This is a genomic window from Sphaerochaeta associata (assembly GCF_022869165.1).
In the GTDB taxonomy this organism is placed as follows: Bacteria; Spirochaetota; Spirochaetia; order Sphaerochaetales; family Sphaerochaetaceae; genus Sphaerochaeta; species Sphaerochaeta associata.
In genome coordinates, this window is the sequence record NZ_CP094929.1 from 2048740 (window position 1) to 2069031 (window position 20292).

17 protein-coding genes are annotated in these 20292 nt (G+C 53.3%); 10 read left to right on the forward strand and 7 right to left on the reverse strand.

Annotated features, from left to right (window positions below; all coding sequences use genetic code 11):
- Positions 1-15 precede the first annotated feature (15 nt).
- Both MUG09_RS09480 and MUG09_RS09485 read left to right on the forward strand, forming a co-directional pair.
- Entirely contained in the window at positions 16-1329 is a 1314-nt protein-coding gene (locus MUG09_RS09480) for an MFS transporter (RefSeq protein WP_244771182.1), read from the forward strand.
- On the forward strand, positions 1326-2543 hold the full coding sequence (locus MUG09_RS09485; RefSeq protein WP_244771183.1) for a 1-acyl-sn-glycerol-3-phosphate acyltransferase: 1218 nt from the start codon (positions 1326-1328) through the stop codon (positions 2541-2543). Before MUG09_RS09480 ends, MUG09_RS09485 begins: the two co-directional genes overlap by 4 nt.
- On the opposite strand, the gene MUG09_RS09490 is transcribed toward MUG09_RS09485, so the two are convergent.
- Both MUG09_RS09490 and MUG09_RS09495 read right to left on the reverse strand, forming a co-directional pair.
- Positions 2533-3207 (reverse strand): lysophospholipid acyltransferase family protein, encoded by a 675-nt coding sequence (locus MUG09_RS09490; RefSeq protein ID WP_244771184.1) that lies wholly within the window; start codon positions 3205-3207, stop codon positions 2533-2535. The two genes, MUG09_RS09485 and MUG09_RS09490, sit on opposite strands and share 11 nt — an antisense overlap.
- 46 nt (positions 3208-3253) lie before the next feature.
- Positions 3254-4444, reverse strand: coding sequence for an MFS transporter (locus MUG09_RS09495; protein WP_244771185.1), 1191 nt, complete (start codon positions 4442-4444; stop codon positions 3254-3256).
- A 136-nt stretch (positions 4445-4580) separates the two neighbouring features.
- On the opposite strand from MUG09_RS09495, the gene MUG09_RS09500 reads away from it, so the two are divergent.
- From MUG09_RS09500 to MUG09_RS09515, 4 genes are read left to right on the forward strand one after another with little or no spacing between them, the layout of a single operon-like run.
- Positions 4581-5723, forward strand: a complete 1143-nt coding sequence (locus MUG09_RS09500) for an aldo/keto reductase (RefSeq protein WP_244771186.1) — start codon at positions 4581-4583, stop codon at positions 5721-5723.
- A 41-nt stretch (positions 5724-5764) separates the two neighbouring features.
- The gene (locus MUG09_RS09505; RefSeq protein ID WP_244771187.1) at positions 5765-6709 is read left to right on the forward strand and encodes an ADP-ribosylglycohydrolase family protein; all 945 of its coding nucleotides are present in this window, start codon (positions 5765-5767) and stop codon (positions 6707-6709) included.
- Between the two features lie 14 nt (positions 6710-6723).
- Entirely contained in the window at positions 6724-7695 is a 972-nt protein-coding gene (locus MUG09_RS09510; protein ID WP_244771188.1) for an aldo/keto reductase, read from the forward strand.
- A gap of 31 nt (positions 7696-7726) precedes the next feature.
- Positions 7727-9331 (forward strand): RecQ family ATP-dependent DNA helicase, encoded by a 1605-nt coding sequence (locus MUG09_RS09515; protein ID WP_244771189.1) that lies wholly within the window; start codon positions 7727-7729, stop codon positions 9329-9331.
- Here MUG09_RS09515 and MUG09_RS09520 read toward each other — a convergent pair.
- Positions 9294-10283 (reverse strand): LacI family DNA-binding transcriptional regulator, encoded by a 990-nt coding sequence (locus tag MUG09_RS09520; protein WP_244771190.1) that lies wholly within the window; start codon positions 10281-10283, stop codon positions 9294-9296. The two genes, MUG09_RS09515 and MUG09_RS09520, sit on opposite strands and share 38 nt — an antisense overlap.
- 88 nt (positions 10284-10371) lie before the next feature.
- On the opposite strand from MUG09_RS09520, the gene MUG09_RS09525 reads away from it, so the two are divergent.
- Positions 10372-11424, forward strand: a complete 1053-nt coding sequence (locus MUG09_RS09525) for a UDP-glucose--hexose-1-phosphate uridylyltransferase (RefSeq protein ID WP_244771191.1) — start codon at positions 10372-10374, stop codon at positions 11422-11424.
- Positions 11425-11433: 9 nt separating this feature from the next.
- Entirely contained in the window at positions 11434-12708 is a 1275-nt protein-coding gene (locus tag MUG09_RS09530) for a galactokinase (RefSeq protein WP_244771192.1), read from the forward strand.
- Positions 12709-12940: 232 nt separating this feature from the next.
- Here the strand turns inward: MUG09_RS09530 and MUG09_RS09535 are convergent, their stop codons facing one another.
- A complete protein-coding gene (locus MUG09_RS09535; RefSeq protein ID WP_483315928.1) occupies positions 12941-13879 on the reverse strand; it encodes an IS66 family transposase in 939 nt (312 codons plus the stop codon).
- On the opposite strand from MUG09_RS09535, the gene MUG09_RS09545 reads away from it, so the two are divergent.
- Positions 13813-14025, forward strand: coding sequence for a hypothetical protein (locus tag MUG09_RS09545; protein ID WP_244771195.1), 213 nt, complete (start codon positions 13813-13815; stop codon positions 14023-14025). The genes MUG09_RS09535 and MUG09_RS09545 overlap by 67 nt on opposite strands.
- An 18-nt stretch (positions 14026-14043) precedes the next feature.
- On the opposite strand, the gene MUG09_RS09550 is transcribed toward MUG09_RS09545, so the two are convergent.
- Complete coding sequence (locus tag MUG09_RS09550; protein ID WP_244771196.1) at positions 14044-14334, reverse strand: DUF6444 domain-containing protein; 291 nt, start codon at positions 14332-14334, stop codon at positions 14044-14046.
- 355 nt (positions 14335-14689) lie between these two features.
- On the opposite strand from MUG09_RS09550, the gene MUG09_RS09555 reads away from it, so the two are divergent.
- Positions 14690-16555, forward strand: a complete 1866-nt coding sequence (locus MUG09_RS09555) for a hypothetical protein (protein WP_244771197.1) — start codon at positions 14690-14692, stop codon at positions 16553-16555.
- 47 nt (positions 16556-16602) lie between these two features.
- On the opposite strand, the gene thrC is transcribed toward MUG09_RS09555, so the two are convergent.
- Together thrC and thrA are read right to left on the reverse strand one after the other, a co-directional pair.
- Complete coding sequence (gene thrC, locus MUG09_RS09560; RefSeq protein ID WP_244771198.1) at positions 16603-17871, reverse strand: threonine synthase; 1269 nt, start codon at positions 17869-17871, stop codon at positions 16603-16605.
- A gap of 12 nt (positions 17872-17883) precedes the next feature.
- Positions 17884-20280, reverse strand: a complete 2397-nt coding sequence (gene thrA / locus MUG09_RS09565) for a bifunctional aspartate kinase/homoserine dehydrogenase I (RefSeq protein WP_244771199.1) — start codon at positions 20278-20280, stop codon at positions 17884-17886.
- Positions 20281-20292 lie beyond the last annotated feature (12 nt).

A 20292-nucleotide genomic window follows, 5' to 3' on the forward strand; every position in this document is an offset into this window, starting at 1 on the left:
ATTACTAAGCTTAGCATGCGCACCAAACTCGGATTCGGTGTAGGGGATTTGGGCGGTAATCTGTTTTTCACCATCATGGGGTTCTACCTGCTTTTTTATCTCACCGACGTTGTGGGTCTGCTTCCGGCTCTTGCCGGAACCGCATTGATGATCGGCAAGATCTGGGATGCCATCACCGACCCGATCACCGGCTATGTCTCCGATCGCACCCGCACCCGCTGGGGACGACGAAGGCCGTACATGTTCATAGGATCGATCATCTCCTTCTTCTGCATGGGCCTTATATTCACTCCCCTGCAGCTCTCCAGCCAAATGAGACTGTTCGTGTATGTGACGTTTCTTTACTGCGCACTCAATACGGCATACACGCTGGTCAATATTCCTTACGCAGCCTTGCTTCCCGAGCTTACCGAGGACTACAACCAGCGCACCATTCTCACCGGCTACCGCATGAGCTTTGCGGTGGTGGGAACCTTTGTCGGGGCCGCATTGGTGATGCCGATCATCGGCATGTTCAGCAATGTTTCCGTGGGATGGTCGATGATGGGTACCTTCATGGGAGCTGTCATGCTCTTCTCCACCTTGGCTACGATTTTCGCCATCAAGGAACCCACATATACCGGAACCAGTGAACTGGAGGGATTTGCAACCACGTTCGTGGAGGTGATGAAGGAGAAGGTATTTCTCTCGGCCCTGCTTCCCTGGACGTTCTTCATCACCGGCACTTCAATGATCCAAGGGGCGTTGGTCTACTACTTCGCCTACATTTTCGGCAACGAAGGGCTCTTCCAACTCGCCTTGGTCGCCCTGCTCTCCTTCAGCCTGCTCTGCATACCGATCTGGGTTCAGATCTCCAAGCGCATCGGCAAGAAAGCGTGCTACATGATCGGTATGTCCATCATGGCCGCAGCGGTCATGCTGTTCAGCCTGTTGGGCAAATCGCTCGGGCCCGCATTCGGAGTCATCGTCATGGGTTTTGCAGGAGTGGGTCTTTCCACCCACTATGTGATGCCCCACTCCATACTTCCGGACATTGTCGAGTACGATGCGGTAACACGAAACAAAGGAAGACGGGAGGGAGTGTTCTCCAGCTTGTGGACCTTCTCCAGCAAGCTCGGACAAGCACTCGCCCTTGCCTTGAACGGATGGATTCTTGCACTCTTCGGCTATCATAGCGAACAGATCACCGAGCTGGCACAAATCGGCATCATACTCATCTGCGGTCCGTTGCCGCTGCTGTGGTATCTTGCAGGACTTTGGATTCTGAGAACCTATCCCATCGACCGGGCTTACTACGAGCACTTGATTGCAACACGGGAAGCGCCGTGAGTACAGTCAAGCAATTCCCTACACCACACTTTTCAAAGCCTGTCCATTGGTTCAGCCGCATTGCAGGAGCATTGTATGTGAGGTCGGCCCTCGGCATCAATGAGCTCAGGATTGCGAACCCACACGTGCTTGGGCAGGAGGTCAAAGCCTTCAAGCAAGGGAGGCAGAGCCTCATCCTTGCCTTCAGGCATACAGCGAAGGAGGACGCCCCGGCCCTGTTGGTTGCGGTGAAACAGAGTCATCTCTGCTTCCTATACGGACGCGATGTACTCAATTGGGCGGGCAACGCCACCAAGTTCCTCTTCCCGCGTCTCGGATTCGTCGCCGTTCAGAATCGAGGAAACAACAAGGAAGGCATGCACTATCTGCGCAGGGAAGTGCAACAGGGAAGATGGCCCATCGCCTTGGCCCCCGAAGGACAGGTGACGTATCACTGCCATCGTTGTGAGCCGATTGAGATGGGAGTGGCCAACCTCGCTTCCTGGGCCTTGGAGAGCGGCAAGGATGTTTGCATCCTTCCCATCGCAGTCGGATATCGTTACAGGGATAGTCTGGACGCCCTGCTCGAGCGCTGGAAGAAGGAGACAGGCCTGGACCTAACCCGGGCCGGGAACCGGCAACGATTGGGAGAAGCCTGCGACAAGAGTCTGGCCCTGGTGGCATCGTTCTTCGGCCTTGTCCTCCCTTCAGATCCCGACTTCATCACCCGAAGGAATCTGCTTTGTGAGGCATTGCTTGCACTTGGAGAAGAGCAAGCGCACCTGAAGGCAGGACAAGGGACCATCCTTGACCGGCTTTTCAGGCTGCGTTATCAGGGTGAGGATACGCTGTTCAACCAAGAGGAAACCCCACACGCCTTGGTCGAGGGGGCCAAGGCAGCCTACGAGCAGGAACAAGCCCGTCACTTTTTACGAATCAGTCAGGTGGTGGATATACTTGAATACCTCGATCCTTCCTATCTGGATGAAGGAGAGGAGGGAAACCGCCTCTTCGAAGTCGCCCTCAATCTCCTGGACATCAACAACAGGCTCTGCGGAGGCTCGATCAACACACGGTACAGTCCGAGGGGGAAGCGAGCCACAATCCTGGTCGGAGAGCCTATACGCTTTGAAAAGCATAGTCCGCAGCAAGGCGGGCGCAGAAAGCGCTTGTCCCTCATCCATGAAGCGGTGTACCAAGGACTTAAGAAAACCAGCAGGGAACTCAAGCCTTGAGTGTCCTCGTAAGTGTAAAGACAATATCCTTGTCCTTGTAGTGGCCCCTCATCTCATTGGGCATCATGATCGCCAAACGCATCATGATCTCATCGGCAAGGGCTTGGCGGGTATCTGCATCAATGCGCCCACCCTTTTGAACGATCTCAAACACCTCTCCGACCTTGATGGTGATCACAGTGCGCCTGAGGCGCTTGATGTTCTTGGAAAACGAGGGGAAGCCCATGACTGCCACCGGAATCATCGGAACATCCTTCTTGTGTGCGATGAAGGCCACCCCGCCCTTGCCCTCTTGAAGGTTTCCATCCTTGCTTCGCGTCCCTTCAGGGGCGATGGCCAGAATATGCCGGTCCTCAAGGACCTTGAAACAGGCATCCATGGTACTTCTACCCATATTCTGCCGGTCGACGGGAATGCTCTTCCACATATTCATCAGGTAGGCCATGAACTTTTGTTCCCACAACTCCTGTTTGGCAAGTGCGTGCAACGGCCGAGGCTGGAGGAATGCATAGAGCATCGGTCCTTCCAGATTCGAGGTGTGGTTCACCATCATTAAAAGAGGACCGGCCTGGGGAACCTTGGCAAGCTCGCTTCGGTCGATACGAAAAAAGAGCCTGAAGAATGTCCTGAGCAGGCTGTTGATCATGCGTTCTGACAGTTTCATTGCCCCATAATAGCAGACTGCCCCGCTCCTGCCAAGAAGTACAGACTTACCTTTTCTGCTTGGAAAGCATCACCAAGTAGGGGATGACCAACATCGTGGCAATCGAGGAGAGCAGAGTGAAGGCGTGATTGAGAGAAGCAAGGTTTCCGATCAATCCCACCAAAGGGAAGATGGCGATCATGAACAGGCTGTACGCCATGCTCTGGAAACTGAGAATCGTCGCCCTGAACCTTGAGGGAATGAGTTGGTTCAGGTACGTGGAGATGGTGGGGATCAACAGTCCTTCTATGGAAGCCGAGAGTGTATAGAAAACCATCGAATAGGGGGTGAGCGCCACTCCCCAGAGGGTGAGAAGAAGCATGAGCGGGCAACATACCAAAAGGCCTCTTTGGCCGATTATCTTTTCTATGGCATGGGCTTTCACCGAAAAAACCGCTGCAATGGCTGCATGCAGGGAGAAAACCATACCGATTATCGCCGGGCTGTATCCCAGATTCGTCCAATGATTCTGCAAGTAAAAGAACTGACAGACCATGAAGGCGAACAACGACTCGCTGAAGAGAATGAAGAAGCCGATTCGAGGGGTTTTCCTGAATACTTTCCCGCTGTCCAGAATCTGGCTCTTCAATGAGAAAAGCACACTTCCCGGCAACGACATTTTCCTCTGAATCTCTGCTTTCTCAAGCTCGGGTTCGATGAAAAAGAGTGCAATGAAGAAACCAAGCACGGCCGAGCCGACGGTTGCATAGAATGCGATGCCGAAATTCAGGGAAGCGAGGTATCCGCCAAGTAAAAACGAAAGGATCGAACCGATTTGGTTGATAAGCTCATCGTTTCCCTTCACCTTGATGTACCGCCCTTCATCCCCATCGAGCAAAAGCGAGTCATAGAGCAGTGCATCCCCCGCCCCCGATTCCAAATTATACCCCAGGGCACTGAGCATGAAAGCGACGACCTGCAGAAGGAACGTAGTACCGTGGAACATGAATATGAGGCTCAAGCCGTAACACAAGCGGCCGGCAATACGGCTTGCCTTTCTGCCCCAGATATCAGCAACCGATCCGGTTGGGACTTCCATGAGAAATGAAGTGACATGAAAAAAGGCCTCAAGCAAACCCAGATGGACGAGGGAGAAACCCTTACCGGCAAGATAGATCATCCAGATGCCATGGGTGAAGGAAAGACTGAGAGAAAATGAGAAAGCATACGCCAAACCGATGTTTCTTTTGTATTTCACAGTCCTCCTCCTTCTTGGCAAACCTTGACCATCATACGCTCAGAAGCCTCTGCTGACAAGAAATCCACCCATCATATACCCATTTTTTTCAGGTTTTATGCTATGCTGAATGAGATACCGTACAAAGGAGCAATCGATGGAAACACGAACGTGGAATACAGAAGGCTTGAGCACTTCCCTTTTAGGGTTCGGTGCGATGCGCCTGCCGATGACAGAGAATGGAAGCATCGATAGAGTTGAAGCAACCGCCATGCTCGGCGAAGCGTATGCAAACGGCGTAACGTATTTTGACACTGCCTATACCTACCATAACGGCGAGAGCGAGCCCTTCCTTGGCTCATTTCTCAAGCAACTGAAGCGGGAAAGCTACCAGCTTGCAACCAAGCTGCCTCAGTGGCTTGTACATACCCTTGATGACGCCAAGCGACTGTTTTCCGAACAGCTTGAACGGTTGCAACACGATTACTTTGACTTCTATCTCATTCACTCCATCGACAAGGAGGCGTATGTACGCATGGTCGACCTCGGGGTGGTCTCCTACCTGGAAGAGGAGCAGAAAAACGGCAGGATCAAGCACCTGGGCTTTTCGTTCCATTCCATCTATGAGGATTTCGAATATATCGCCGCTTCCCGCACCTGGGATTTCTGCCAGCTGCAGTACAACTACCTCGATACCGAGGAGCAGGCGGGTGACAAAGGGTATGAGCTGAGTACCAAACTCGGCATCCCGGTCATTGTAATGGAACCCATCAAAGGAGGATCGCTTGCCAACCTTCCTCCCGATCTTGAAGCGAGATTGAACGAACTTAATACTGGTGCAAGCAGTGCATCCTATGCACTTCGCTGGGTAGCCGATCATCCGAATGTGAAGGTGATTCTCAGCGGCATGTCCACCAGGCAGCAGGTTCGTGAGAATTTGGAAACATTCAATTCGCCGAAGCCCCTGACGGAGGTGGAACGCTCCACCCTCGATGCAATAGGCCAAACCATGCGCGACAGGGTCGGCAACGGATGTACAGGATGCAAGTATTGCATACCCTGCCCCTTCGGCGTCGATATCCCGGGCAACTTCGCCCTGTGGAACAAGGCTCGAATGTTCGACTCGTACGAGGTGGTACGAAGCCAGTGGGAGAATCCGAAGGAGAACGACAAGCGACCTCTTTCCTGCACCGAGTGCGGACAATGCGTACCTTTGTGCCCGCAGCATATCAACATTCCCGAGGACCTCAAACTGGTGCAAAGCGAACTTGAAGGGAAGCGGCTGCAAAAGCTCTCGTAATTTGTTGCACATTGCTATATCGTGATTTCAGGAGTGAGGTGATGGACAGCAGAGAGCGCTCGATCGCAATCCTTACAGGATGGTTCACAGGTGATGGGATGGGCAGCCAGACCGATGGCATGCAATACAGCGAGGTAGAGGCCTTGTGTCCCGAGGGGATAGAGGAAGTCTATACGCTCGAGGAAATCAGGCCATTGTGCGGAATGTCAAGCGAAGTCAGTGATTTGCCTGCCTTGCTCGCCCTCAGCATCGCAGCGAACAAGGCCTGTGATGTGCACCATGTAAAAGCGAGTTATCGCAAGTACATTCAGGAAGGCGAGGGACCGGGCGAGCATATCCGTCACATTTTGCAAACTGAAGCCTCCAAGGCCGATCACAGCCTTGCGCTGATCCGCACTCCGATCCACGGGATTCTGAAAGCATCGCAAGCCCAGAAGAAATGGCTTGCTTTTTTCAAGGCGGAAAGCCAAATCACCAGCAGCAGCGACCTCTGCCTGCAGACGGCGCTGCTGTTCTCCTACGGCTATGCCTCCTTGATCGAAGATGAGTTTGACGATGCTCTCCACTTTGTAGGTGAGTTGGCCGATCTGGCAAAGCGCAACCGCCTGGATGAGCGTATCATCGCCGCCCTGCACACAGCCCTCAACCAGAAACCACTTGCCGTGTATGACGCAAAACAGAGCTCCTTCGTTCTTACAACCCTGTTGGTTGTCATGCACACCCTCATAGCCTTCGACTCATACGAGGAAGGTATCAAGGCCCTGGTCATGAGGGGGGAGAATGCACGGCTTGTCTGCGCCCTCTATGGGGGCTTTGCAGCAGGCCTGTATGGAGACCGAAGCATTCCCGAGCGTTGGGTCGATGAGGTGTTTCCCTCACCCGCCCTTGAGGCGATGATCAAGAAACAAACACTCTTCAAGCGCGAGACAATTCGATTGGAGAAGCTGGCGGTCTCACTGACGGCCGGTCTTCTTGAGCTGGACTGAAACAGGAGGATGCGATGAACTACAAACCTTTGGGAAAAACCGGCATCATGGTATCACAATTGTGCTTCGGCACCATGTCGTTCGGCTCACGTGCAGACAAGGAGCAGTCCCATGCGATGTACAGCATGTGCAGGGAGAGTGGCATCAACTTCTTCGACTGTGCAAATGTCTATCAGAAAGGGGTGGCAGAAGAGTATCTGGGTTCATTCATTGCCGGTGAACGAGACAAGGTCGTTGTCACCACCAAAGCCTACGGGGCGATGGGTGAAGGGGTCAATGACAAGGGTTGTTCGGCAAAAAACCTGCGAAGATCCCTCCATCAGAGCCTCAAGCGCCTTGGTACCGACTATGTCGATGTATTTTTCCTCCACCACTACGATCCTTGTACAAGCGAGGAGGAGGTGCTCAGAACCCTTGACTCATTTGTACGGGAGGGAAAGGTATTGAGCATCGGGGTGAGCAACTATGCAGCCTATCAGGTGGAACGTCTTCTGAGGACAAGCGATGTTAAACATCTCGTAGGGGTGCAGTGCATCCAACCGATGTACAACCTTGCCAAGCGTATGGCCGAAGTCGAACTTTTTCCCATGGCGCAAGCCGAAGGCATGGGCGTGATCACCTACAGCCCGCTTGCCGGAGGACTGCTGACCGGAAGGTATGCCAAGGCCGACGGGAAAAGCAGCGGTCGCCTCGTTGAGAATCCAAAGTACAAAGTGCGGTATGAAGGACCCTTTTATGAACAAGTAGGTGCTTCTTTTGCCGAATATGCCGCCTCTTTGGGTTTACACCCGGCAACCCTCGGCATCGCCTGGGTGATGGCGAATCCTGCTGTCACCGCACCTATTCTCGGAGCAGCCAGCCCAGAGCAGCTCATGCCCTCCCTCCAGGCAATCTCACACCCTTTGAACGGCGAAGTACTCAAGCATCTGGATACGATCAGCCCTCCCCTGCCTCCGGCCCACGACCGCACCGAGGAGAGAAGCTGAAGCAAACCGGGGTCGAGGACTCCTAGTGGGTATGCAGCTCGAAGCAACCATTCATACGCTTGCCAAAGAGGTTTTCGGCATTCAAACGCTCAGGCCGTTTCAGCATGTCGTCATCCAACGAATTCTTGAACTCGATCGGCAGTCGGCTGACCACAGCGGCTTGTTGGTGACCCTCCCGACAGGCAGCGGCAAGAGCTTGTGCTTCATGCTCCCGTCCCTGCTCGTCGAAGGGCTTACCGTCATCGTCTATCCCCTCCTCTCATTGATGAACGACCAGGTACGCCGTTTCACCAGCAAAGGAATTGGTTGTGTTGCCATTCAGGGAGGGCAGACTCAAGAACTGAGAAAGAGGTTGTTCGACGACCTTGCCTTGCAGAAGTGCAAGGTGGTCATCACCAATGCAGAGTGTATGGGCCAGGCCTCGGTCATAGCAGAGCTCGCCCGTCATCGGATCAGCCTGCTGGTGATCGACGAGGCCCACACCATCGTCCGTTGGGGAGAGGGCTTCAGGCCGGCTTTAGCCGCCCTCGGTCCCCTGATCGCCTTTCTTCCAATCAAACAGGTTCTCTGCTTTACCGCAACCGCCGACGATGGGGTCGTCGAAGGATTGAATCATCTGATCTTCACGAAACACAAACCCCATGTGGTTCGAGCCAGCAGCGATCGACCGAATATCAGCTACCATGTCTTTCGTACTCTTTGCAAGGACCACACCCTCTCCACCCTGCTCGAGTACAGCCTTTCACGTCCGGCCATCGTGTTTTGCAACACCCGCGAAGGTACGCATTTTGCCTGCAATGCGTTTCTTCGCTCCCACCCCGGCATCCCGTGCAGGTACTATCACGCTGGGTTGGATGCAAACCAGAGAAAAGCTTTGGAAGCGTGGTTTGAGAACCAAAAGGAAGGCGTACTCTTTTCAACGAATGCTTTCGGCATGGGTGTGGATAAAAGCAATATCAGAACAGTAATCCACCGGGAGGTGCCTGGTGACGCCCTCTCCTATCTGCAGGAGAGCGGAAGAGCAGGCCGTGACGGCAACCATAGCCGGGCGGTCGTCCTGCTCGATGGAACTGAAAAAGAAGGCCTGGCGGCAGTCTTTTCATCCACCACTGCGTGTCATCGGCAGAGCCTGCTCGCAGAACTCGGTGAGGAGCTCGAATTCTGCAATGGTTGTGATGTGTGCAGGCATTCGGTTTACACCGAACGCGAGGGAGAGGCCGCTCTGCTGCGGTGCATTGCCGTTCATCCCTTGCACTACAGCCCCAGTTCACTCTCGGCTCTGCTTTCCTATAAGAAAGCGTACAACAGTTTCAGTCGAACCCTTTCGGGCTGGACGCAAAAGGAAGTTAGATCGGCTCTGCATCTTTTACTGGCAGAGGGAAAAGTAGGAACCACCAAACGTCACAGACGGCTCTTTCTTCGGTATGAAGCCTATGGGCAGCTCTTGACTTCGCTTCACTTGTATCGAATGCTGAAGTATGGAACGAAAAGAACAGGAAAACACACCTATAAAAACGTACCATACGCTTCCCCGCCCGTTCCTTCCGGTGAAACAGGTGCAACCCAAGCATACACCCCCAGCACAGAAACCGGTTTTCTCATGGAAGAAATTGTTCCTGTTGCTCACCCTCGATGACCAAACAGGGAAGAACGGTGGTGCCCGGCTCGATCCGGCCTGAGAGCATGGACAGCAGTTTGTGCGTTGCTTCTTCATACAGCTGAAAACTTTGGATGTCCACGCTCGCCACCTTGCTGCCGAGTAATGTTGAAAAGGGAGAAGCATCATACCCCACTGCAGGAACAGCAAGAGTGCTTTGCATCAGCAGGTCGAAAAGAGTAAGGTCGTTTACAGCGGCAACCCCATCGATGTCCTCTCTTGCAAGCAATGCTTCCACCTGATCGAGTATCGATGATATGCAAGTGGGCGAACCTATGGTGGTGTTAATCACCACAGCATCGGGAAAGACGCTTAAGAAGCCTTCCAACCGCTTTGCATGAGGCTGGACGCTCTCTCCATAGCCGGTTATATACAACGGCTTCGTACATCCCTTTTGCTGCAGGTATCGGCCTTGCAACATGCCTCCATGCAGGTTGTCGGTTCGGACACTGCATCCGCCGGCGGTCTCACCGAGATGGTGTGAAAGCACATACGGGATTGTAATGCCCTCGAACATGGACAGCTCTTCACGTGTGTCAACGTCATAGGCGAGGATCCCGTCGCACTGCGTTTGAAGCGCCTTCAGCTCCTCCTTACGGCCCACTTTATAGAAACGTAATTGCCAGGAGCTTTGCCCCAGGGCCTTCTGTACACCACGTACGGCCCTGCCGAAAAACCAATCAAAGCTGGGAAAACTTCCCCAATAATAGGGTCTGCCTGTCTTGTTGAACTCAACGAAGGCGAGGGTGCCGGTACCCTTGCGCCGCAATTGTGCGGCCAGGGTGTTGGGCGCATATCCAAGCACTCTCGCCGCTTCATGCACGCGCTTTTTCAAATCCTCGGAGACAGAGTCGGGATTGTTGTAGACTCGGGAAACCGTTGCACTGCTGACATCGGCGAGCGTCGCTACGCTATCACGGGTTATCCGCATCCAGCCCCCCCATTTTTTGTTGACAAAGCGTTATCACAGGTGTAGTGTACACGTGTACATTGAAGAAAGCAAGAGGAATCAACCACCTATGGATTTACAATTCGATACGCACAACCGCTACAATCCACTGCTTGGAGAGTGGGTGAAGGTCTCTCCCCACCGAACCAAACGCCCATGGAACGGACAAGTGGAGAAACCAAATCTGGAGGAGCTGCCCCGATATGACAGCACCTGTTATCTCTGTCCGGGCAATGTTCGATCAGGGGGGGTGCGCAATCCTGAATATCAGGATGTCTATGTGTTTGACAATGACTTTGCCTCCTTGCTGCCGAGCACTCCAAGCGACCGCATCGAAGAGGGGCCCAACGGCCTCTTGAAGGCCAGCGGAGAGAAGGGACGATGCCGGGTCGTATGCTTTTCACCTCGGCATGACCTCACCCTCTCACGCATGGATATCGCCGATATTGAAAAAGTTTTGAGCGTGTGGCAGGACGAGTATGAGAAACTCGGCAGCAGCGCCATGATCAACTATGTACAAATATTCGAGAACCGGGGAGCGATCATGGGTTGCTCGAATCCTCATCCGCATGCACAGATTTGGAGCGAGGAGATCATTCCCGACATTCCTGTGAAGGAACTTACCAACGAAGAGAGCTACTTCGAAGCGCATGCGAGCCATATGCTTCTCGATTACGCGCAGTATGAATGTGAAGTCAAGGAACGCATCATCGTGCAGGGCGGACATTTTCTGGCTGTCGTTCCCTTTTGGGCTGTTTGGCCGTATGAAGCCCTGATCATTCCCTACAAACGCAATCTCCAAAGCCTTGGAGAACTTGCCGATGAGGAAAGAACCGACTTGGCTTGGACGATGCAGCAGCTGGGCATCCGTTACGACAATCTCTTCCAAACCAGCTTCCCCTACTCCATGGGATTCCACCAGAAACCCACCGACGGGAAGGCTTACCCCGCCCATACCATGCACCTGCACTACTTCCCGCCTTTGCTTCGCAGTGCCACCGTCAAGAAATTCATGGTAGGATATGAAATGATGGCAATGCCCCAACGCGATATTACTGCTGAGCAAGCTGCTCGAAAGCTCAGGGAACAGAGCGATATCCACTATCGCAGCATACTACATTAGGAGATACCCATGGCAACCAAACACGCTGTTGAACAAGGACTTTTACACCAAATCTACCCCTCTTTGTATGGGGATGCCTTCGATCAGGCCGATATGGATCGACGTTTCATCCGCCTTGTCGAGACCCATCAGAGCCTGTTCTCCCAAGCCTCGCCATCGCTGTTCTCCACTGCCGGCCGTACAGAGCTTGGAGGCAATCACACCGACCACAACCTGGGTCGGGTAATCGCGGCCACCATCAACCTCGATACCATTGCCGCGGTGACCATGCGTGATGACCAAAAGATTGTACTCACCAGTGAAGGATATCCTGCAGTGGAAGTCGACCTTTCCAACCTGGAGGTGGTGGAAAGCGAAAAGAACACAACCGAGGCGTTGGTCCGCGGCATCGCCTTTGCTTTTTCCAAGCGAGGCTTACGCATAGGCGGCTGGCAGGCCAACACCACCAGCCGGGTGCTCAAGGGCTCCGGGCTCTCCTCTTCAGCAGCCGTAGAGGTGTTGTGCGGTACTATTTTCAATCACCTGTACAACGACGATGCCCTTTCTCCTGTCGACCTGGCCATCATCGGCAAGTTCAGTGAGAACACATACTTCGGCAAGCCTTCGGGCTTGATGGACCAGATGGCCTGCGCCTATGGGGGAATCATCGGCATCGATTTTGCCGATGAACAAAAGCCTGTCATCGAGCCGATCCAATACTCGTTCTCACAGCAAGGCTATCACCTGTGCATCGTCGATACCGGCGGGAACCATGCCGACCTCACTCCCGCGTATGCTTCAGTCCCTATCGAGATGCGCAAGGTGGCAGCATATTTTGGCAAAGACCACCTGCGGCAAGTTGACCGGAACACCTTCTTCCAAGCCTTGCCCGAACTTCGACTGACCCTCAGCAACGATCGCTGTCTCCTCAGGGCTATGCACTTCTTCCAAGAGAATGCGAGAGTGGAGAACATGCTCAAGGCACTCGCCAACGATGACATCAATTCCTACCTGTCCCTGGTCAGGCAGAGCGGTGAAAGTTCCTTCTGCTTTTTGCAGAATCTCTACCCCTCGTTCTTCCCCGAGGAGCAGGGTTTGAGTCTTGCCATTGCCATGACCAAGTCCCTGCTCGGCAGCGAAGCCACAGTGAGAGTCCACGGCGGTGGATTTGCCGGAACCATCCAAGCCTACGTACGAGAACATGAGCTGAATCAATACATCCAAGGTATGGAGGCTGTATTCGGCAAGGGCAGTGTCACCCCGATAGCGATACGAAGCAAGCCTGCTTGCTGTATAGCAGAATAGCTGAGAAAACACCTTTAAAGCAGGCCGGAATTCCGGCCTGCTTGCTGTCCAGATTCAAAAAAACCTCATGCTGAACCTGAAAAGCGCATACATAACGTAGATTTCCGTACAATTCAAGGACTTTCTCATTATATTCACCAATATGTTGAACTTATACGAATAATTCTTGAAATATTCTGAGCAATCCATAAACAAGGCGCAAATGTAACTACTCAGGTATCCCAATTAGAATCTAATCGAAGAAAGCCAGGGAGAATGAGTTGTTGAACAGCTGTTCCAAGGCTTTTAACGGGTTTCCACCGTTCTTCCTGACCGTGTCGATGATGGAGAATATCCAGCAGAAGTTCGACCCTCCATCGGCAGAGCGGAACGAACCGGCCGTCTTCATCTTGAGCTTGCTCATGCAGAAGGACCGTTCGGCGATGTTGTTGGAAAACGGAACCCGGAAGTCGGTGAAGAACCGAAGCACATCGTCTTTCAGATCCCTCAGTCTTTCGAGAAGGCACAGGACCTTTCCCTTTTTGGGCTTTCCCCGCTTTCTCTCTTTCGGCTCTTGGTAGGGGTTTCTGGAGAACCCCCTTTCCAGGATCCTGTCGTACCCGGCGGAGAATTCCTGCACCAGCTTCTTCGGCGCGCTGGCCTGCCCCCTCGCCGTAAGCTTGCTCTTGGTCTTATACAGCTTGGCCAGCAGATTCTGCATGCTCTTTGCCCATCCCTGCCTGTGGTTCTGGATGACGCCCTCCAGTTCCCTGTCTATGTGTGCGCCGCAGCATGCATGGGTTGCATGCTTGAATGCGTCATTGTAGTAGGAGCTCCAGCAGTCGTGTGCGACCACGCCCCCTGCAACGATGCCTCCACGCTCCGCTTGGGATTGACGGTGATCATCGTTACCCTGTCGGTGGCGGCGGTGAGGGAAACACCTGCAAGGACCTCCACCAGCTCGCAGATCCTCGAGGCGCCGACCATGCCGAAGGAGGAGAGGGCTGCGACCATCACCTTGAGGTTGGTGCCGTATTGCAGATGGGTGTTCACACCTTCCGGAAAGCTCCCTTTCAGGGTCTTTCCTGATCAGGGGCAGAGAACCTGGACGCACTCGTACCGGCTTTGCTCCGATGTGATGCGCACGTCCACCACGTTCCTGGTCTCGACGACGGACCGTTGGGCCTTGCATTTCTTGGCATGCCTGCAGGCGATGCAGTCGGAGGGAAGGCACTGCAGCACCACGTCCGGCTCATCCTTGAGCCTCATGGTCGAACCCTCATGGCCCTTCTGGCCGCCGCTCTTCCTCTTGAGACCCTGTCCGCCCTTGTTGATTGAGGAAGGCTTGGGCTTGTGTTAGAAATCACTTGATGGCGGCTTGCTGCTGTTGGTGCTGTTCTTGTTCTTCTGCTGCTCAAGCTCGGCTATCCGTGCATCCTTTTCGTCGATGGCCTGCTTGAGTTCTCCGACGGTGCGGGAAAGCTCTTCGATGACCCGGGACTGGGTCTTGTTCTGGTCATGGAGCTCGGAGAGCTGGGAAGACTGTTTGATTCCCTGCTGGACCAGTTTCTCGTTGGTCGCGGAAATACGGTCAATCTTGCGATTGAGCAATTCCAATTCCTTCTTCCAAGAGCTTTCCAACTTCACCTAATTACTATCTCCACTTGAAGATAGTATAGCAAGAACAGCATCAAATTACAATCCGAACTCGTTTATTTACAAGGAAGTAGCACGAATTCTCAAAGGTTCGGGGAGTCAGATTTTCATGGTGAGAATGCGGTTCTTCTCAAGCCAGCTAACAACAACCGAGAAGACCTTTCTGCTTAGGATCGGACGAGTACACCTGAGCAGTTACTAAATCACAATAAAAGTCTATAATAATTGCTTGCATTCTTAATATTTATATCAACTAAAAGAGGGCACTAAGAGGTGGTAGATGGGAGTGTTTTAAGCCCTGATGTAAGCCTCCTGAGTACTTACGTCGCTTGAGTATATTCTTGGTTTGGGAAAGAGTGCTAATACGAGCGATATCACCACAGTCTTGAACGATCAGGACCACCAGCTGTACCCTACGTTCGAACTGGGAGGCGATGCCTACCTAAAAGCCGGTCCTATAGGGCTGGAGGTACTGGGAACATTGAAGGATACTGTTTCAGTGTTCGATATTACCCAAGCCTATCCCAACACGTTGCAGGCCGACCTGCAGAACATTCTCAATCTCTATAATCCCATCGATTTCGCCAACGAGTTCGACTACACCAACGAGGTGCCCAGAAAGTTCGACAATAATAACCAGTTTCTGGTCAAGGTGTCGTCCTTCGGACCTGCATTGACGTACCAGTTCGGTGATCAGAAAACAACATTCCAGAAGGAGACCATCAAGGACCTGCTCTTCAGGGGTACCTCGATCGGCCTTGATTTGGGCTTCTTGGAGTTGAAGGTAGGCAAAGGCCTGACCGACCTGGGACTCTATCAGGTTGCCTGGCCGCAGAACTTCTTCGGGTTTCAGTTTGCAATCAAGGTCAAGAAAGCCTGGTACCTGCAAACCAACGTCTCTTTCATAAGCGCATTGCAGGGCAGATACACCGACTTGAAGCAAAGCGGAGCAACATCGGATATCGGGACTTTGTATGACTTGAGCGGCATTCTTCCCGATCAGAACATGGTGTTCGGGCTGAGTACAGGCCACGCCAACAAGTACTTCAGTGTGGATGCCTCGTTCTCGCTGAGTCTGTACAATGAGAATGCGGGGACCATCGTTGATGTGAATCAGTTGGCAACCGACCTTGAAAACCAGGGAGGCCCCGACCTCGATACCTATGTAGGGTACCTGGACAAGATCCACGCCGTGTTCCCGATTCTCGACTACTTCCTGCCTTCCAATGGGTTGGTCTCGGGCATCGTCGACAAGGACCTGTGGGGCATCAGCTACGGAGTGGAGGCAAAGGTGCCGAAGCTGGGCATCCAAGCCTGGATCCGTAAGACCGACGCCACCTATAAGAGCCTGGGCTCCTCGTTGGCCACCGATGAGTTCACCTTCGGCTCAACGGTAGAGCAACGGTATGGGGATTTTTCCTTCCGTGGAGGATACTCCTTCAAGATGGACAATATCGCCGACATCCTGTTCAACGACATCATTGCCTTGGTCAAACCCGATCTGGCTCCGACTTCTACGCCCACTGCAGCCGATATCTCCAACATCGTTCATACCGTGCAAGCCGGCGTAGATACTCCGCAGCACAAGCTTTTAGGAACCTTGGGCTTCGATTACACCTTTGCCTATGAGACTACCAATGCTGAAGCCCTGGCAAAGGATGCGGCCGATGCAGCGACCGAGACGGCCATCAAAACCTCGACCGACAACGATACCACCCTATCTCATACCGGGGAACTGCGATGGCGCAGCGCTCGGTACAAGATTGGTTCTGTTACGACAAATTTCGGGGCGAAAACCAAGGATTCCTATGTTACCAAACACACCGTCGATGGAACAGCGGATGGAACTACCTTCTGGGAGCTTGGCTATGCACTCTCGGGGAGCGTGAACTTCAGTCGGTACACACTCTCGCTGGGCTTCGATCAAACATGGAGTACGGAACCCAGTTCACTCACTTCTTTTGGATATGATGCCAAGTTCGGTATTAAAGAGACGTTCTTTGATACAATCAACTTTACCGCATCCTTCGACCAAGCTTTCAGGGCGTCACTTGAAGCGTATAAGGTTACCGGCTCGTTCGCCTTGGAAAAACGCTTGGGTTTGATTACCGTTTCCACCAACCTCGATGTCAGTTTCTATGATTCACTGCTTGACGACAGTGATGATGCAATCACGTCAACGCTGACGGTGAAGGGAGTATTCAGCAAGTAGGTTGGATGGTAGTGAAAGACAGGGCAGCGAACGCTGCCCTGTCTTTATCAATTGAATAAATCCTTGTAATCGGTCCCTATCGCCTTGAAGCTAGCATTCTTATCCAGCAGCTTCGCCAGATTTTCAGGAACCTCTATGGTTGTACCTATCAAAGGTTCGACCACCTGTTCAAACTTGGCAGGATGGGCTGTCGATACAACAATGGTTGGTTGGCCGGCAAAGTAATCGCGTCTGACGCGCTCGCCTGTTGCAGTATGCGGGCAGAGAATATATCCAAGCCCTCCATACACTTCCTTGATCGTCGCCTCGATGGTCGGGTCATCCACAGAGTAAGCGGTGAGCATTCGTGCAAGGGTATCGGTATCAGGATACAGGTGGAAGAGCCGCTCCATGTTGCTTGGAGCTCCAACATCCATGGCATTAGCCAAGGTTTGCACCGAGTCGCGGGGCTGGTATGTTCCGCTTGAGAGAAAGTCGGGAATGGTTCTGTTCTCATTCACCGAAAGGACTATCCTCTCGATGGGGGCGCCCATCGTGAGAGCCCAAAATGCTGCACAGCTGTTGCCGACATTTCCGCTGGGAATAATGATGGTCGGCTTCTTCCCGAACGCCTGGTTGTAGAGGTGCGATGCAAAGACGTAGTACACGCTCTGTGGAAGCAAACGTCCCAAGTTGATGGAGTTTGCACTGGATAGTCCCCATTGGAGGGAAATATCCTTGTCCATGAAAGCTTCCTTGACCATTTTCTGACAATCATCAAAGGATCCGTCCACCTCATAGGCCTGGATGTTCCCCCCCCAACAGGTAAGCTGTTGTTGTTGCCTTCCACTCACTCTTCCTTTTGGATACAGCACCTTTACATCGATGCCTTTGCGGTTGGCGAACGCTGCAGCGACCGCCCCTCCGGTATCGCCGCTTGTTGCTACCAGAATGGTCAACCTGCGCTGCTGCTTGGCAAGCATCCGTTCCATACACGCAGCAAGAAACCGGGCACCGAAATCCTTGAACGCGGCCGTAGGTCCGTGAAAAAGTTCAAGGACGGTCTCCTGCTCCCTGAGTGTGACCAAGGGAACGGGAAAGTTGAAGGCATCCATGCAGATTTCTGCAAGATCTTCCCTCAGTGGATCATCTTCGAAAAAGGGAGCGAGAACCTCGAATGCAAGTTCGGGATAGCTCGATATCTCATGGATTGCAAGATGCGTCAGAGGAGGAAACGACTGCGGTACATACAGACCGCCATCGGGTGCGAGTCCCTGCATGATCGCCTCACTGGCACATACCGCCGGCGCTTTGCCACGGGTTGAAACAAACTTCATTTTTTCTTCCTCCTAAATCCTTGCACCAAGATATGCAGCAAGACGAAGCATATCGGAGAACACTCCACCTGCCGTCACTTCCCTGCCCGCCCCCGGTCCTTTGATAACCAAAGGCTGGCTCAAATACCGGTCGGTGGTGAAACAGATCACATTGTCGGTCCCGCTCGTCTGTGCGAATGGATGATCACCATTGAAGCTGGCAAGCGATGCACTGCAGGCTCCCTTCTCATCGACGATGCCTACATATCGGAGTTTCTCACCCTTCTCGCATGCATCATGGTATGCCTGTTCAATGTATACATCAAGCTCCTCCAGGTTCTGCATGAATTCCTCGATAGAGAGCGAGGCCATCCCCTCTGGAACCAAGCTCTGGATCGGAATGTCCTCAACCTCAACCTCATACCCCATCTCACGGGCAAGAATGACCGTCTTGCGTCCGACATCCATTCCCGATAGATCGTCACGGGGATCAGGTTCGGTGTAGCCCATCTCTTTGGCCTGTCTGACCAGTGCGCTGAAAGGAACCGTACCATCATAGGTGGAGAACAACCAAGCCAGGGTTCCGCTGACAATTCCTTCGATGCGATGAATCCTGTCTCCTGTCTGGACCAAGTCCTTCAGGGTGCAGATGACAGGAAGCCCCGCACCGACGGTGGTTTCATATAAGAAACGGCGCCCGGTTCTCAGGCAGGTGTCAAAAAGCTTGTTGTAGTAGGCCATGGGCGCGGTGCCGGCCTTCTTGTTCGGAGTGATGACATGGATTCCCATCTCAAGCCAACTGTCGTACTGCTGGGCAAGCTGACTGCTGGTGGAGCAATCGATTACCAGGGAGTGAGGAAAATAGGTGGCTCCGATGTGGTGGATGAAAAGGTCAAGGTCCAAGGGGACCGCTTCCTGTTCGAAACGAGTTTTCCATGACCCCGGGTCTATTGCATCCTGGTCCAGCACCATCTTCTTGGAATTTGCAATACCGCGGATATGGATGTCTACCCCGAACTGCTCTCTCAGCCTCTGGCTCTCGGACTCAATTTGTTCAAGCAGGGTGCTGCCGATATTGCCCGGCCCGATCAAGCCGACGGAGAGGGCTTGCTTGGAGAGGAAGAAGCGGGCATGCAAGGCCCTAAGGGCCTTCTTGGAGTCACTGCCCTTGATGACCGCACTGATGTTGGTTTCGCTTGAACCCTGGGCGATCGCTATCACATTGACCGATGCCCTGCCGAGGGATGAGAAGAACTTGCCGGCAATTCCTGCCTGGCCGGTCATCTGCTTGCCGACAGCGGCAAGAATGGCCAGACCCGACTCTCCTTCGATGCTTTGAATCAGGTGTTCGCTCAGTTCGTGGGAGAAGGCCTCCCTTGCAACGATGCAGGCTCGTTCCATCTGGCTGGCGGGAACAGCGAAGCAGATGGAGTATTCACTGCTGGCCTGGCTGATGAGCACCACCGATATGGAAGCCTCACGCATGGCGGTGAACAGCCTGCTGGCGATGCCGATCACCCCGCTCATACCCGCGCCTTCCACATTTATCAGGGCTATATCGTGGATAATGGAAAATCCTTTTACCTTATTCAGCTGTTCCGCCTCTCCATCCTTGCTGATGCTGGTTCCTTCATCCTTCTCATCACCCCACCAACGCAGATGTACATTGATCGATTCATTGATGGCGGGAAGCAGGGCCTGCGGATGGATGACCGGGGCACCGAAGAAGGAGAGCTCGGTCGCCTCGGAGTATGAAAGAGAGCGGATGACCAAGGCCGAGGGGACTTCATTGCTATCGGCGTTTTTCAGCAACGAGGAGTTGTTCCAGAAGGTGACGCCCTGCGCCTTGAGCACTCCGGCGAGTTGGGAGGCGGCATATTCACTTCTCCCGTCCCGCAGGACGCTGCCTTCCGCCTGGGGAAGCTGACCGTAGACAAATAGCAGCTGCGCAGATATCGAGGTGCCGGCATTCAGGGTTGCATACTCGGCAAGATCGGCGGTAAAACCCTTCGTGACAGCATAGTGACAGAGAAGGTCGGCGATCCAGCTGTCGCAGAGTTTCTCCAGATAGCGCTGCACTCCGGAAGAGACCTCTTCCACCAACCAAACTGAGCGGAGAATGTCCTCAATATCGGCAAATCCCTGGGTAATGCGCTCCAAGACACTTCTGCCGGCGGGGACGGTCAAAATGTTCTCAACCAGCTCCGTCCAGCTGGAGAATCGTTGCTCCTGCAGCGACCAAAGCCGCTCGTCGTGTTCTTTAGCCGAAATCAGGAGGCTTGAGAGCTCGAAAGCTGTATCGCGAAGTGGCGCCAGGACAAAAATCTGCCGAGATTCCTTTCCAAGGCTGAAAATTCTCAACAGCTTCTCACAACCCTCTTTCGATACCAGGTTGGCACTCTCTACTGCATGTACACGGATACTGCTCATAGCAACGACCCC